This is a genomic window from Bradyrhizobium sp. DN3 (assembly GCF_041357655.1).
Taxonomy (GTDB): Bacteria; Pseudomonadota; Alphaproteobacteria; order Rhizobiales; family Xanthobacteraceae; genus Bradyrhizobium.
On the sequence record NZ_JAULLN010000003.1, the window covers coordinates 234,369 to 249,632 of the forward strand.

Below are 15,264 nucleotides of genomic sequence, written 5' to 3' on the forward strand. Positions count from 1 at the left end.
ATCGCGCCTGCCATGATCTATCTTGCGCACAATTCTTGTGCAGTCAAGCGTCATGCCTACAGTTTAGACAGTTCTGCAGATCTTTCAAGTGCAGTGCAGCAAAATGCTGTTTCCCACAAAGCGGGGAAACCCCCTTTTTTTGCGGGCCTGCCGTGCTAGAGGCATGCCGTTAAATCACCCCACTCCCCGACTCTTCATCACCAACTGAGTATTTGAGTCCTATGGCGAAATCACAACGCACCGCGGTCGTCCTCGTCGCAGCCGGTCGGGGCTTGCGCGCCGGCGCCGGCGGGCCGAAGCAATATCGCGAGATCGGCGGTGTGCCCGTGATCTATCGCGCCATGGAAGCCTTCAGCCGTCACCCCGACGTGTCGGCGGTGCAACCGGTGGTGAATCCCGACGACAGCGACATGTTCACGGCCGCGGTCGCGGGGCTCAAGCACGAGCCGCCGGCCAATGGCGGCGCCACCCGTCAGGCCTCCGTGCTCGCCGGCCTCGAAGCGCTCGTAAAGCACAAGCCCGATATCGTCCTAATCCACGACGCCGCCCGCCCCTTCGTCTCGGCAGGCGTGATCTCACGCGCGATCGAGGCGGCGAACCGCACCGGCGCTGCGATCCCCGTCGTCCCCGTCACCGACACCATCAAGCTCACCGGCGAGAGCGGTCATATCGAGGACACGCCGGACCGCGCACGGCTGCGAATCGCGCAGACGCCGCAATCCTTTCGTTTCGACGTCATCCTCGAGGCGCATCGTCGCGCGGCGAAGGACGGACGCTCGGATTTCACCGACGATGCCGCCATTGCCGAATGGGCAGGATTGACGGTTGCAACCTTTGAAGGCGATGTTGCCAATATGAAGCTCACCACTCCCGAGGATTTCGTGCGCGAGGAAGCGCGCCTGGCCGCCCAGCTCGGCGACATCAGGACCGGCACGGGCTATGACGTGCACGCCTTCGGCGACGGCGACCACGTCATGATCTGCGGGGTGCGCGTGCCTCACACCAAGGGCTTCCTCGCCCATTCCGACGGCGATGTCGGCCTGCATGCGCTGGTCGACGCCATTCTCGGCGCGCTCGCCGACGGCGACATCGGCTCGCACTTCCCGCCGAGCGATGCGAAGTGGAAGGGGGCTTCCTCCGACCAGTTCCTGAAATACGCCATCGAGCGCGTCACGGCGCGGGGCGGCCGCATCGCCAATCTCGAGGTGACGTTGATTTGCGAGCGGCCGAAGATCGGCCCGTTGCGCGACACCATGCGCGCCCGCATCGCCGAAATCTCCGGCGTCGACATCTCGCGCGTCGCGGTGAAGGCGACCACCAGCGAGCGGCTCGGCTTCACCGGCCGTGAGGAAGGCATCGCGGCCACCGCGAGCGCCACCATCCGTCTTCCCTGGAGCGTGTAAGATCATGGGCGGCAGCGACGCACGCGCCCTCTCCCGCTCGCTGCTCGATCTGTGCCGGATGCGCAAGCTGACGATCGCGACGGCCGAATCCTGCACCGGCGGCCTGGTTGCCGGCGCGCTGACCGATATTCCCGGCTCCTCTGATGTCATCGATCGCGGCTTCGTCACCTATTCCAACGACGCCAAGCGCGCGATGTTAGGGGTCGAGGCGAGCACGCTCACTAATTTCGGCGCGGTCAGCAAGGAGACCGCAACCGCGATGGCGATCGGCGCCCTCGAGCGCGCCGATGTCGATCTCGCGGTCGCCATCACCGGCATTGCCGGCCCCGGGGGCGCCACGCCCGGCAAGCCGGTCGGCCTCGTGCACTTTGCCGCTGCGGCGCGCGACGGCCGCATCATCCATCGCGAGCACCGCTTCGGCGCGATCGGCCGCAGCGCCGTGCGTGCCCGCTCCGTGGTCGAGGCACTGCGCATGCTGATGGACCTCGCCCGCGGCCCACAAGCCCAGGCCAAGCCGCGTCCCGCAGCCGCAAGCCGCCTTCGTCCCCGCGTCACCCGCTCGCCGCGCCGGCATGCGGTGAAGCGCAGGCCGCCGCGCTCGCCGCGGGGCTGAGGCGCTCTCACGCTGCCGCCAGCAGCGCACTCGCATGATCGAGCACCCGCTGCTTGATGGCATCGGCATCGGACGGCTTCACTTTCGCACTCACCGTCAATTCCACGACGGGCGCTGCGGGATCGGCAGCGATCACCTTTGTTACATTGACCGAGGGCGCGGTCCTGTCGTCGATGCGAGGATCGTCGCGCAGCTCCTTCAGGATCTGGTCGGCCAACGCATTGGCCGCCCCTGCCCTGACCGGAAACGCCACCTTGATCTCGCCCGTACCGGGATAGGCGCTGTGGTTGATGATGGCCGCGCCCCACACCTGCCCGTTCGGCAAGAGGATCTGCGTATTGTCGGGCGCGACCAGCTCGGTCATGAACAGCGACAACGACTTCACCTTCCCCGCCTTGCCGGCGACCTCGACGTCATCGCCGATATGGAAGGGACGGAACAGCAGCAGCATGACGCCGGCGGCGAGATTGGAGAGCGTGCCTTGAAGCGCAAGGCCGATGGCGAGTGAAGTCGCGCCCAGCACGGCAACGAGGCTCGCGGTCTGGATGCCGAAGAGCTGAAGCACGGCGATGCCGACGACCGCGAGCACGGCATAGCGAGCGACGCTGGCAACGAACAAGGTCACCAGCGGATCGACGCGGTGCGTGACGCTCAATAGGCGCGTGACGAAACGCTGCAATGCGCCGGACAGATACCAGCCGACCGCGAGCAGAATCATCGCGTAAATCGCGTTCAAGCCATACAGGACGAGCGATGCTTTCAGCGTGTCAAAATTGATGGTCATGGCGGCTCCAACCCGGACAATCCGTTGAGAACCCGCGACGGCGCGAAATGATCCCGGCAGATGTCGGGGGAACACGGGTGCCGTAGTCGTGTAGCCCGGATGGAGCGCAGCGCAATCCGGGATTCGCTCTGCGGACACAGGGGTCCCGGATTACGCTTTCGCTCCATCCGGGCTACAATCCGTTGCGTTGCCCGTCGGGCAAAACACACAACCGACGGGGCAATCGTAACAAGTGAAAATATTCGCCTTTACAGAAATTCTGATTTGTCGCATTCTCCCGCCACCTCATCCCCAGTCAGAGGGGCGTATCGCGATCGTCACGAAACGCGGGATGGGCCGTGGTGGGCGCTGGCAGCACCGGCGCGATGAGGCAATCGCAGGGCGGGAGACCGTGAGCGAGGCCTTCGTGCAGACGACAGGTGCGACCGGCGTACGACAAAACCGTGTCGTCCTGACGCCCGGGGCCTGTGCGTCAAGTCTTGCGGTGATGCGTTTCGTCCGACCGGGCGCGCGCATCAGCCATCCGCAAGGCGATGGGGGCAATAGTGCATCGCTCCCCGGGAGAGCTCGGCATAAGCCGTCAAACCACTGCGCAGGGAAGGCCGGGTTGTTTCCGGCTCCACCTGTATGCCGCTGTGCAGCTTCTTGTAAGCACACGCTCTCGCACAGTGGACCGCGGGTGCCCAGTCGGCACCCGGTCTTCCCTGCGCCCTCTGACAAAAGAGGGTGTCGAGAAGGAGCATGACTCGGGTGAGAAGAGCCGCGAGGACGCGTAGGTGTGTCTGCGAGTTGAGTTGGGAGTTAGTGCAGAACGCGGGAGCCTCTTGCTCGGTCATTGCGAGCGAAAGCGAAGCAATCCAGAGTCTCTCCGCGGAAAGATTCTGGATTGCTTCGTCGCAAGAGCTCCTCGCAATGACGGCGGAGAGAGCGGTGCCCGCCGGGAAGACTAGGACGACGCCAGCTTCGGCCGGCCGTAGATCGCATCCGCCCGCTTTTCGAACGCAGTGGAGAATCGCGCGAATGCAGCGTCGAACATCGAGCCCATCAGCATCGCCAGCATGCGGCTCTTGAACTCGTAGGAGAGGAAGAACCCGACGTCGCAGACGCGCTCGCCTTTGGGCTCGAACGTCCAACGGTTTTCGAGATTGCTGAACGGACCTTGCAGATATTCGACGAGAATCTTCAAATTGGCGCGGTCGAGCGTCACCCGGCTGGTGAAGGATTCCTTGACCAGCTTGAACGACACCGTCATGTCCGCGACCAGCACCTCGGTGCCGTCAGGCTTCGCCATGCGCTGACGCACCTTCAGCGCGCTGCACAGCGGCACGAATTCCGGGTAGCGCTCGACGTCGGCGACCAGATGAAACATCTCGGATGCGCTGTGATTGACACGGTGCTTGCTCGAAAATTTGGGCATAACGGGTCAGCGGGCGTTAGCTGCCCGCGCGGCCTTCAGTCTCGCAAAATCCTCGCCGGCATGATGCGACGAGCGGGTCAGCGGGCTCGCCGATACCATCAGAAAACCCTTGGTATAAGCGACCTTCTCGTAGGAGGCGAACTCGTCGGGCGGCACGAAGCGCATCACGGCGTGATGCTTGCGGGTGGGTTGGAGATACTGGCCGATGGTGAGGAAATCGACCTCGGCCGAGCGCAGATCGTCCATCACCTGGAGCACCTCGTGGCGCTCCTCGCCGAGCCCGACCATGATGCCGGACTTGGTGAAGATGGTGGGATCGAGCTCCCTGACCCGCTGCAGCAGCCGGATCGAGTGGAAATAGCGCGCGCCGGGCCGCACCGTGAGATAGCGCGACGGCACGGTCTCGAGATTGTGGTTGAACACGTCCGGCTTCGCCGCGACGACGACCTCGAGTGCCCCCTCCTTGCGCAGGAAGTCCGGCGTCAGGATCTCGATCGTGGTCGAGGGACACGCGGCACGGATCGCGCGGATGGTCTGAGCGAAATGCTCGGCGCCGCCGTCGGCGAGGTCATCGCGGTCGACCGAAGTGATGACGACGTGTGCCAGCCCCAGCTTGGCGGTTGCCTCCGCGACGTGCTGCGGCTCGGACGCATCGAGCGTGTTGGGCAGGCCGGTCTTGACGTTGCAGAAGGCACAGGCGCGGGTGCAGGTGTCACCCATGATCATGAAGGTCGCGTGCTTCTTGTCCCAGCACTCGCCGATATTTGGGCAGCCCGCCTCCTCGCACACCGTGTGCAGGCCGTTGGCCCGTACGATGTTGCGGGTGTCGGCATAGCCGCGGGTATTGGGCGCGCGCACGCGGATCCAGTCCGGCTTCGGCGGCGAAACGGAATCGGGCCGGTTCACCTTTTCGGGGTGGCGCGGGCGCAGCGGGTTCGAGATGGTATCGACAATAACGACCATGGGGTGTCCGGTCTGTTCTGGTCCTACCTAGTCGGTCTGGCCAAGCATCGCAACCCGGCTCGCCCCGCTTCAGAGAACATGGCAGATATGGGCAATATCCTGCTCTGTTCTCAGGCGATTCTCACCTCGAATGGCTCCAAGATCGAATGCCTTTCCATTGCGGCTTGGCAAGCCGCTGAAGCGGACCTTTTTCGGCCGCAGCGTCCACGAGGTCGCGCCCGATTTGATCGGTGCCACCATGCTGGTCGATGGCGTCGGCGGGATCATCGTCGAGGTCGAGGCCTATCATCATACCGACCCGGCCGCGCATTCCTATCGCGGGCCGACGCAGCGGAACCAGGTGATGTTCGGTCCGCCCGGCTATGCCTATGTCTACCGTTCCTACGGCATCCACTGGTGCGTGAACTTCGTCTGCGAGGAGGAAGGCTCGGCCAGCGCCGTGCTGATCCGCGCGCTGGAGCCGACCCATGGCTTGGCTGCGATGCGGCGCCGCCGCCATCTTCAGGACATGCACGCGCTGTGCTCGGGCCCGGGCAAACTGACCGAGGCGCTCGGTATCACCATCGCGCACAACGCCGTGCCCCTCGACCGGCCACCGATCGCACTGCATGCGCGGACGGAGGATGTCGAGGTCGCTGCCGGCATCCGGATCGGTATCACCAAGGCGGTGGAGCTGCCCTGGCGCTACGGCATCAAGGGCTCGAAGTTTCTGAGCAAGCCGTTTCCGAAATAGGGCTACGATGCCTGCTTCAGCCGCTCCAGCGCTTCGAGCAGCTTGGCCTTGCGCGCCAGTGCCGCCTCGCGCTTTTCGCGCTCCTCCTCGACGACCTCCTCGGCCGCGTTGGCAACGAATTTCTCGTTTGCCAGCTTGGACTCGGCGCGCTTGATGTCGGCGTCCGCCTTGCCGATCTCCTTGTCGAGGCGCGTGCGCTCGGCGGCGACGTCGATCACGCCCTTCAGCGGCAGCGCAGCCACCTCGCCGCGCACCAGCAGCTGAACCGCACCGTCAGGCGCGCGGTCGGCGAAGGAGATGTCCGACAGCCGCGCCATGCGCTTGATGACATCAGTCCAGCGCGGCGCGCGCTCCCTGGTCTCGGCCGAGGCGCCGGCGAGCACCAGCGCCGTCAGTGTTGCCGGCGGGATGTTCATCTCGGCGCGGACCGAGCGGATCTGCGTGACGAGGTCGATCACCCAGCCGATCTCGGCTTCCGCCTTGGGATCGGTAAAGTCGGCATGGTCGAAGATCGGCATGACCAGGGCCGGCGAGATCAGCGGATCGGTCGGCCCGGCGGCCGCGGCGAGCATCGCGAGCTGCTCCGGGGAAGGCTGAGACGGCTTCAGCGGCCACGGCGCCAATGCGAGCAGGCCGTCGCGCTTCGCCGTCACCTCCCACAGCTCTTCGGTGATGAAGGGCATGAAGGGATGCAACAGCTTCAGGATCTCGTCGCGCGCCCAGGCCACCATGGCGCGGGTCTCGTCCTTGGCGGGACTGTCGGGACCGAGCAGCACGGGCTTTGCGAGCTCGACATACCAGTCGCAATAGACGTTCCAGACGAAGCGGTAGATGCTGCCTGCGGCGTCATTGAAGCGATAGGCTTCGATCGCCTCGGTCACCTCGCGCGTCGTGTGCGCGCTCTCATGCGCGATCCAGCGGTTCAGCGTCTCCTTCGTCTTCGCCGGCTCGAAACCTTCGGGCACGGCGCAATGGTTCATCTCCGCGAAGCGACAGGCGTTCCAGAGCTTTGTCGCGAAATTGCGGTAGCCCTCGACGCGGCTGGTGGCGAGCTTGATGTCGCGCCCCTGCGCCGCCATCGCGGCCAGCGTGAAGCGCAGCGCGTCCGCGCCGTATTCGTCGATCAGATTCAGGGGATCGATGACGTTGCCCTTCGACTTCGACATCTTGGCGCCCTTCTCGTCGCGGACGAGGGCGTGGATGTAGATGGTCGAGAACGGCACCTCCTTCATGAAGTGCAGACCCATCATCATCATGCGGGCGACCCAGAAGAAGATGATGTCGAAGCCGGTCACCAGCGCATTGGTCGGATAGTAGCGCTGCACCTCGGGCGCATCTTCGGGCCAGCCGAGCGTCGAGAACGGCCACAGCGCCGAGGAGAACCAGGTGTCGAGCACGTCCTCGTCGCGGGTGATGAAGCCTTCGCGCTTGTTGCGGTCGAGCGCCATCTCGCGCCCCTGCTCCGGCGTGATGACTTCCTGCTCGACGTAATAGCCGAGCGCGTGGCTGATCGCCTCCTCCTCGGTCTCGGCGACGAACACCTTGCCATCCGGACCGTACCAAGCCGGGATCTGGTGGCCCCACCAGAGCTGACGCGAGATGCACCAGGGCTGGATGTTCTCCATCCACTCGAAATAGGTCTTTTCCCAGTTCTTCGGCACGAAATTGGTTTCGCCCGACCGCACCGACGCGATCGCCGGCTTGGCCAGCGTCTTGGCGTCGACGTACCACTGGTCCGTCAGATACGGCTCGATCACGCTGTTCGAACGATCGCCATGCGGGACCATGTGCGTGTGCGGCTCGATCCGCTCGACGAAGCCGAACGATTCCAGCCGCTCGACGATGCGCTTGCGCGCGACGAAGCGATCGACCTTGTGGAACTCCTCGGCGAACTGCGAGGCGCCTTCGGGCAGGTCGCGCAGATAATCCTCGTTGCCGAGCAGATCGAGGCAGCCTTCCCTGTCGAGCACGCTGATCCGGCGCAGGCCGTGACGATTGCCGACCTCGAAATCGTTGAAGTCGTGGGCCGGCGTCACCTTCACCGCGCCCGAGCCCTTGTCCGGATCGGAATACTCGTCGGCGACGATCTGGATCTTGCGGCCGACCAGCGGCAGGATGACGTTCTTGCCGATCAGCTTCTGATAACGCTCGTCATCGGGATGCACGGCAACGCCGGTGTCGCCGAGCATGGTCTCGGGGCGCGTGGTGGCGACGACGATGAAGCTCGAGGGATCATCGGGGCTGAAAATCTTGCCCTCGATCGGATAGCGCAGATACCAGAGGCTGCCCTTGACCTCGGTCTGCTGCACTTCGAGATCGGAGATCGCGGTCAGCAGCTTGGTGTCCCAGTTCACCAGCCGCTTGTCCTTGTAGATGAGCCCGTCGCGGTGCAGTTCGACGAACACCTTGACGACGGCCTTCGACAAGCCCTCGTCCATGGTGAAGCGCTCACGCGACCAGTCGCAGGAGGCGCCCAGGCGCTTGAGCTGGTTGATGATGGTGTCGCCGCTCTCGGCCTTCCACTGCCAGACCCGCTCCAGAAATTTCTCGCGGCCCATCTCGCGGCGGCTGGGCTGTTGGCGCTCCATCAACTGGCGCTCGACCACCATCTGCGTCGCGATGCCGGCGTGGTCGGTGCCGGGCTGCCACAGCACGTCGCGGCCGCGCATGCGCTCGAAACGGCACAGGATGTCCTGAAGCGTATTGTTCAGGGCGTGGCCCATGTGCAGCGAGCCCGTCACGTTCGGCGGCGGGATCACGATGGTAAACGGCACCGCGTCGCGGCGGTCAGGGCGGCCGGCCTTGAAAGCAAGGCTGTCCTCCCACACCACGGACATACGGGTTTCGATATCGGCGGGCTGGTAATTTTTCTCGATCATGGGGCTGCTAGAAAGCCGCGCGCGCGGTTCAAGTCAACGGGAAGCTCAACGGCGAGCGTTTTCGGCCCGGACCGCAGGCCGAATATGACGCAGGAGCAGGGCTTTATCGGGGCCGCACGGCCCGTCTCAGCGGCCGCCGCGCGAGACCCGCTCGATTTCGGCCTTCACAATGCGTTCAACCAGGCCCGGCAGGTTGTCATCGAGCCAGGACTTCAGCATCGGACGCAGCATCTCCTTGACCAGATCCTCCAGCGTCCGCGCATTGCTGCTCAGAACCGTGTGGGCCAGCGAGTTGAAGGCGGATTCGACCGCGGAGACCGTGGATTGCGCGAGGATTGGCTGCTGCGGCGGCAGCGGCGGTGCATCGAAGTCCACCGGTGCGTAAGACGGCGGCGGCGCGGTGCGCGGCGGCGGCGATTCGGCGAATTCGAGATCGTCGCGCGGCTCGACCTTGTGGAAGCTGGGTGGCGGCGGAGGCGGTGTCGGGTCCATCGCCATCTCGTCGGTCAATTCGAGCACGTCGGGCTCCGGCTCGGGCTCGGGAGCGCGGACCTCCGGCGCAGGCGTGGCCGCGTCGAGCCCGGCCAGCAGCGCGTCGATGTCGTCCTGGCTGTTGGATGCGTCCGCCGCAGGTGCGGGCGGCGGCGGCGCCGGCTTTGCGGCCGGCGGTGGTGCGGGCTTCTCGGCGGCGGGTTTGGGCGGAGCGACCTTGGATGGCGGAATGTCGTTCATCGCCTGCGGCTTTGGCGGCGCGGCAGGCGGCGCAGCCTTCTCGGGTTTGGCGGCCTCTGTCGGCGGCGGCTTGGCCTCATCGTCGGCAATGATGCGCCGGATCGAGGCCAGAATCTCCTCCATCGAGGGTTCTGTGACCTTTGCAGGCTGCGTCATCTCCGACTCCACATCATCAACGCCCTCGCATGCGTTGTTTTACACCAAGCACGACAGGATTGGCCGGTTCCGGAACGACGGCCCGACATTTTCGTCGCGGCAGCCCGACTTGTCCCCAGATCACGGCTCAACGTGCGGCGGTGCGCCCCTGCCCGCGGCACTCAAGCTTTACGTACACGGCATCGATACGGGCGAATCGACCCGCATCTTCTTGGCAAGGCTATGTCAGGGATTTTGATGATTGCAAGCAAAGCGCCGGTCGGCCTCGGCTATTGGCGAGGCCGACCGGACACTTACGGAAATCAGCGTCCGTCGGGCGTGCGCACGCCGGCCCAGCTGTCGCGGACCTGATGGTAGTGGACGCTGGGATCATAGACAGTGGTCGCAAGACCGAGCACCTGCGGCGACAGGCGGCCAACGGCCGCGAGGACGTTATAGGACGCAACCACGCGATCGTGCTGCGCGGTCACCAGCGCAACGCGCGCATTGACCAGGGCCTGTTGCGCGTTGAGGACGTCGAGGGTGGTGCGCTGACCGGCCTTGGCTTCCTCGCGCACGCCGTTCAGCGCGATCTCGGACGCGGCGACCTGCGCCTGTGCGGACTGCACCTGCGCCTTGCCGGCCTGCAACGAACCCCACCACTGCACGACGGTCGCGCGAGTCTGGTCGCGCGTGGTTTCGAGGTTGAGACGCTGCTGCGCCAAGTTTTCCTTGGATTGGCGGATCAGCGAATATTCACCACCGCCCTGATAAATCGGCACCGAGACCTGCGCGATCGCGGATGCGTTGAACGAGCGCAACTGAATCAAGGACTGTTCGTTGGACTGCGTGGCCGATGCCTGGATCGTAACCGTCGGCAGCAACGCACCTTCGGCGACTTTGACCTGCAAGAAATTGACGTCGATGCCGTACATTGCGGCCGTGACGTTGGGATGCTCGACCAGGCTGAGCTCGACGGCCGAAGCGAGCGTTGACGGCAGGAACCGGTCGACCGGCGAGCCCGGAGCGAGGTTCGTCGGCTCGTTGCCGATGATGCGGCGGAAGTTCGCCCGCGTCGTGGTGAGATTCGCTTCGGCGGTGAGCGCCTGCGTCTTGCCGGCAGCCAGTTGCGCTTCCGATTGCGCAACGTCGGTGCGCGTCACTTCGCCGACGTTGAAACGATCACGGGTCTGCTTCAGCGTCTGCTCGAGCACGCGCACGTTGCTGCGCTGGACTTCGAGCGTCGCGGCGTCGCGCAGATAGTCCATGTAGGTCGTTGCACCCTGGAGCAACACGCTCTGATCGAGGCTGCGCAGCGCTTCGCGGGCACCGGACACCTGACTCTCCGCCGCCCGCGTTCTGTTGGCGGTCTGGTTGCCATTGTAGAGCGTCTGCGAAGCGGTTATTCCAGCGCTGCGAGGTACGGTGGTTCCATGGATTGAGTTACTCCCCACGCCACTCTGCAAATCCTGATATTGATAGCCACCGTTCGCCGTCAGCGAGACCTTGGGGCGATAGCCAGACAAGGCTTGAGGCACGTTCTCGTCGGTCGAGCGCACCTGGGCGCGCTGTGCGTTGAGTTGCGGATTGTTCTGATAGGCGCGCACCAGCGCGGACTCGATCGTATCCGCTAAGGCAGGCATCGGCCCGGCTAGCGACAGCAGCAGGACCGAAACCGCAGCTCCGGTGAAGAGCTTCACCCCATGCATCCCTGAAATTCCGTTCATTCTAACGCCCGGCTCGTGCCCGCGAGCTGGGTTACCGTCTACCGAGTGGAGTCGTTGCCCCGCCGCAACATAGGACGGGGATTGTCGCGACGGAACCACCTCAAGGTGGTTCACGGTGGAAACTCTTCACGTGCAGCATCCCGGCCACACTTCTGATTCAGAACGGGATTTTTAGGCTTTCGGACCTCAGAACACGAAGGCAGCGGCCCGTTCCAGCCCGGGAAGGACCGGGGCGGCGGCATCAAACAGCGCCCGATAGCCAAATTCACCGTGGCTATGGGTCACGATCACGGCCCGCGGCGGCTTGGATTCGGCCGACACTCCCACCAGGCGCCCGCCTTCCTTCAGCTGCCCGAGCAACGCCTCCGGCGTTGCTTCGGCCGCGCCGTTGAGGACGATCACGTCATAAGGAGCGGTGGAGGGATCACCCTCGCTGCAGGAAGCGACCTTGCAGGTGACATTGGCGAGCCCAAGGGCGGCGAAGGCGTCCTTGGCCTTGGCGGCCAGAGCCGAATCACATTCGGTCGCGGTGACCTGGCCGGCGAGCTTGGCGGCCAGCGCGGCGAGATAGCCCGTGGCGCAGCCAACGACCAGCACATTGTCGACCTCGCCGATTTCGGCAGCCTGCAGCAGCTTGCCGGTCAGCTGCGGCTTGATCAGGAACCGCTTGGCGCCGCCCTCGCTCACATCGAGATCGAGGTCGAGATAAGCCAATGCCTGCCGGCTGGCCGGCACGAAGGCCTCACGCGGAACCGTGAACATGGCATCGAGAATACGACGGTCGGTGACGTCATTGGTGCGCACCTGGCCATCGACCATTTTTTGGCGCGCGGTCGAGAAACCGGACATTTGCGGACCCTGAAATGCGGACGATGCCGCGGAGATGAGTTGGCGGCATCTTTGGAACATGCCCGGCCAAAACGCAACATAGCCGTTGGCCGCGAGAGCCCTGTGGCTTGGCGCAGCTCACCGCATCAGGGGTGCGGAACGGCTCATTCGATCGCCACCGCGAGGCGGCCGATCAGAGCGGCGACCTCGTCCAGCCTCGCCGAGTCGGGCGCCTCGACCGCACGTGCAAGGCAAGCGAGGCATTCATCGTCGCTGAGCTCGGGAACGTCGGCCGGCAGAATCGAGGGGGCCATATGAGTACGGTCGACCTGGATGTCTGGCATGGGAATCAGCTCCGTAAGGATCCGGCACTGGCCAGGCTCGATTTGAATTGAGTCGATTTGGCGCCGTCCTCATGGCGCGACGGCGCTGCCGGACACGTCTGCTTGAACCGATTCCGCGGGGTTCGGCACCTGACGGTGCTCGCAGATCGCGCGAACGAGATCGCGCGCCACATCAGGGTGCAGCTTCAACGTATTGAAATATAAACGAAAGTTGGCTCCCCGGGCTGGATTCGAACCAGCGACCATCCGATTAACAGTCGGATGCTCTACCGCTGAGCTACCGAGGAAAAGGCGAACCAGTCGTTCGCGCGCGGCTGCGTATAACAAAGCCGGTTGCGCTTGCAAAGACGAATTCGTCATCTTCCGCAAGGAGCCTGAGGGAGGCTAGGAGCGGCCCCTCCTCCGGCTAAGTCAGGGTTTACTCGGCGAGGAACGAGGTGGTCTTGGTGCCGGAGTCGTAACGCAGCCGAAGCGCGGTGATCCTGCAGAGGTTGACGTTCTTCCACAGCACCGCCTCGTCATAGTTCTGCCAGTCGACGCGAATGTTCCAGACACATCCCTCGTCGTCCTCATCGAACTCGACATAGGTGCTCGCCTGGTTCTGCAAGACCCTATCGATCTCGTTGTCCCATTCGTCCAGGCCGTCGTCAGGCGCGTTGAAGCCGAGGAATTTGATGGCATAGCCGGTCTCGTTGACGACGGTGACGTTGCGGGCGTCAGCCGCGAGCGACGGCGCGGCGGCGATCGCAAGTCCGATCGCGACCAATCCAGACAGAAAATACTTCATTGAAAATCTCCCGATCGAAACAGGCTTCGACGCCTGGCGTCGATCGGCGCAGGCGCCGCGGCAACACATGGCGTTGCCTCGAAAGATCCGTCCGGAGCGCGATCGACAGATTCAAGACACCGATCGACCAGCACTCCGGAAGATGTGCGCGACGCGAGGCGCGCATGGCCTGTTTTTATCGTTTCGAATTCTCCGCAGCAATGAACGGGCATTCATAGATCGGCAGAGTTTGTTTTCTCCGGTGCGGGCGCAACCGCCGGCACCGCAGCGCCGTTGCCCTTCCCCGTCACGGCGCCGACCAGCGCCTTCACGGGATCTTCGCCCGGCGCAAAGCCGCTCTGACGCAAGATCTCGTCGATCATCGGACGCAGCGCATGCACCTTGAGCAGTTCGCCGGCGAGCCCTTCGCCGAAGCCGACATTGCCGCCGGCGCCGTTACCATTGCCGCCGAAGGAGCCGCCGGTATGCAGGATGCGAACGTCCTTGAGATTGGCGATCGGCTTCACCATCTCGGCGAGCGCTTCCGGCATGGTCTCGATCCGTTTCTTGGCGATCTCGAAATCGATGACGTTGCTGCCGAGCTTGTTCTGCGCCTCGTTCTTCATGGTGATGACGGCGGCCTCGGCCTCACCGATGTTGCGGACGCCGACCGCCTTGATCTTGTTGGACTCGGCTTCGGCGGTGGCCAGCGTCGTGATGGCCTCGGCTCGGTCGAGCGCCGCCTTCTTGTCTGCCTCGGCCGCGACGATCACCTCAGTCGATTTGCGCTCGGCCTCGGTACGCGCGGCAAGCACCTGGGTCAGACGGGCGCGATCGGCAACCTCAACGGCGCGCGCGGTCACGACCTTTTCCTCGGCGGAGACGGCGAGCGCTTCGGCCGTCTTGGCTTCGGCGACGGCCTCCGAGGTCTGCTTGCTCTTGGCGGCGATCTGGATCTCGTTCTCCTGGGTCGCGATCTGGATTTCGCGCTGCGCGTCGGTCCTGCGCTTGTTGATCGCCAGATCCGACTCGATCACCGCGGTTTCCTTGACCTGCTTGGCGCCGGCCTCCTTTTCCGCGACTGCCCTGTCGGTGTCGATGCGGGCGTTCTCCTCGGTCAGGCGCGCGGTCTGTGTCGCGGTCGCGACCTCGGCGCGAGTGCTCGCGGTCTTGTTGGCGATGTCACGCTCCTGCGAGAGTTCGGCCTCCTTCTTGGTGCGTTCGATGGTCAGGGTCTGCTGCCGTGCTTCGAGATCCTTCTGCGCGATCGCCACCTCGTTGTCGCGGACGATGGCATTGCGGTCGCGGCGGCGGGTCTCGGTAATGGTCTTGAGTTGGGTCAGGCCTTCGGCGTCGAAGAAGTTTTCCGGATTGAAGAACTTGACGTCGGTCTGGTCCAGCTTGGTCAGCGACACGGACTCAAGCTCGAGGCCGTTCGATTTCACGTCGGACTCCACGGTGGACTGCACGTGCTTGACGAAGTCCGAGCGCTTCTCCTGGAGCTCCAGGATGGTCATGGTCGCGGCCACCGAGCGCAGGCCGTCGACGAATTTCGCCTCGACCTGGTTGCGCAGCGCCTCGGCATCGTTGGTCAGCGCGCCCAGTGTCTGGCTTGCGAGCGCGATGCTCTCCTCGTCGGGACGGACGCGTACGTAGAACTCGGCGACGATATCGACGCGCAGGCGGTCCTTGGTGATGAGGGATTCCCGCTCCTTGCGCTCGACGGTGAGCCGCAGCGTCTTCAGATTGACGCTAGCATAGGAGTGGAAGATCGGCAGGATCATGGCGCCGCCGTCGAGCACGACCTTCTTGCCGCCGAGGCCGGTGCGCACGAAGGCCTCGTCGCGGGTGGCGCGCTTGTAGAGAATGGTGAAGACGATCCCCAGGACGACGATCAGCGCGACGCCAATCATGGCCGGGACTGCGATGTCGAACATAAC

At 64.4% G+C, this 15,264-nt stretch carries 13 protein-coding genes and 1 tRNA gene; 3 read left to right on the forward strand and 11 right to left on the reverse strand.

Annotated elements, in window-relative coordinates:
• The first annotated feature begins 221 nt into the window (after positions 1–221).
• Positions 222–1,403 carry a bifunctional 2-C-methyl-D-erythritol 4-phosphate cytidylyltransferase/2-C-methyl-D-erythritol 2,4-cyclodiphosphate synthase gene (locus tag AAE027_RS06420; RefSeq protein WP_370987345.1) on the forward strand — a complete coding sequence of 394 codons (1,182 nt, stop codon included), beginning with the start codon at positions 222–224 and terminating at the stop codon, positions 1,401–1,403.
• 4 nt (positions 1,404–1,407) lie between these two features.
• The gene (locus AAE027_RS06425; RefSeq protein WP_128933917.1) at positions 1,408–2,016 is read left to right on the forward strand and encodes a CinA family protein; all 609 of its coding nucleotides are present in this window, start codon (positions 1,408–1,410) and stop codon (positions 2,014–2,016) included.
• Between the two features lie 7 nt (positions 2,017–2,023).
• On the opposite strand, the gene AAE027_RS06430 is transcribed toward AAE027_RS06425, so the two are convergent.
• The 3 genes from AAE027_RS06430 to lipA all read right to left on the reverse strand — a co-directional run bounded on the left by AAE027_RS06430 (position 2,024) and on the right by lipA (position 5,180).
• A complete protein-coding gene (locus tag AAE027_RS06430) occupies positions 2,024–2,800 on the reverse strand; it encodes a mechanosensitive ion channel family protein (RefSeq protein WP_091895422.1) in 777 nt (258 codons plus the stop codon).
• Between the two features lie 946 nt (positions 2,801–3,746).
• Positions 3,747–4,217, reverse strand: a complete 471-nt coding sequence (locus AAE027_RS06435; RefSeq protein WP_091894796.1) for a type II toxin-antitoxin system RatA family toxin — start codon at positions 4,215–4,217, stop codon at positions 3,747–3,749.
• Positions 4,218–4,223: 6 nt separating this feature from the next.
• Positions 4,224–5,180 carry a lipoyl synthase gene (lipA, locus tag AAE027_RS06440; protein ID WP_370987347.1) on the reverse strand — a complete coding sequence of 319 codons (957 nt, stop codon included), beginning with the start codon at positions 5,178–5,180 and terminating at the stop codon, positions 4,224–4,226.
• A gap of 130 nt (positions 5,181–5,310) precedes the next feature.
• Between lipA and AAE027_RS06445 the strand changes: the two genes are divergently transcribed.
• Positions 5,311–5,913, forward strand: coding sequence for a DNA-3-methyladenine glycosylase (locus tag AAE027_RS06445; protein WP_128933922.1), 603 nt, complete (start codon positions 5,311–5,313; stop codon positions 5,911–5,913).
• Between the two features lie 2 nt (positions 5,914–5,915).
• Here AAE027_RS06445 and AAE027_RS06450 read toward each other — a convergent pair whose 3' ends face one another.
• The 8 genes from AAE027_RS06450 to AAE027_RS06485 form a co-directional block, all read right to left on the reverse strand.
• Positions 5,916–8,792 (reverse strand): valine--tRNA ligase, encoded by a 2,877-nt coding sequence (locus AAE027_RS06450; protein ID WP_370987348.1) that lies wholly within the window; start codon positions 8,790–8,792, stop codon positions 5,916–5,918.
• 126 nt (positions 8,793–8,918) lie between these two features.
• On the reverse strand, positions 8,919–9,680 hold the full coding sequence (locus tag AAE027_RS06455; RefSeq protein ID WP_370987349.1) for a PopZ family protein: 762 nt from the start codon (positions 9,678–9,680) through the stop codon (positions 8,919–8,921).
• A gap of 302 nt (positions 9,681–9,982) precedes the next feature.
• The gene (locus AAE027_RS06460; RefSeq protein ID WP_091894806.1) at positions 9,983–11,368 is read right to left on the reverse strand and encodes a TolC family outer membrane protein; all 1,386 of its coding nucleotides are present in this window, start codon (positions 11,366–11,368) and stop codon (positions 9,983–9,985) included.
• Between the two features lie 204 nt (positions 11,369–11,572).
• On the reverse strand, positions 11,573–12,235 hold the full coding sequence (locus AAE027_RS06465; protein WP_370987350.1) for a protein-L-isoaspartate O-methyltransferase family protein: 663 nt from the start codon (positions 12,233–12,235) through the stop codon (positions 11,573–11,575).
• Between the two features lie 143 nt (positions 12,236–12,378).
• On the reverse strand, positions 12,379–12,558 hold the full coding sequence (locus AAE027_RS06470; RefSeq protein WP_128933926.1) for a hypothetical protein: 180 nt from the start codon (positions 12,556–12,558) through the stop codon (positions 12,379–12,381).
• Between the two features lie 212 nt (positions 12,559–12,770).
• Positions 12,771–12,845 (reverse strand) — tRNA-Asn (locus AAE027_RS06475).
• Between the two features lie 131 nt (positions 12,846–12,976).
• The gene (locus AAE027_RS06480; RefSeq protein WP_370987351.1) at positions 12,977–13,345 is read right to left on the reverse strand and encodes a hypothetical protein; all 369 of its coding nucleotides are present in this window, start codon (positions 13,343–13,345) and stop codon (positions 12,977–12,979) included.
• 212 nt (positions 13,346–13,557) lie between these two features.
• On the reverse strand, positions 13,558–15,261 hold the full coding sequence (locus tag AAE027_RS06485) for a flotillin family protein (protein WP_370987352.1): 1,704 nt from the start codon (positions 15,259–15,261) through the stop codon (positions 13,558–13,560).
• Positions 15,262–15,264: the final 3 nt, after the last annotated feature.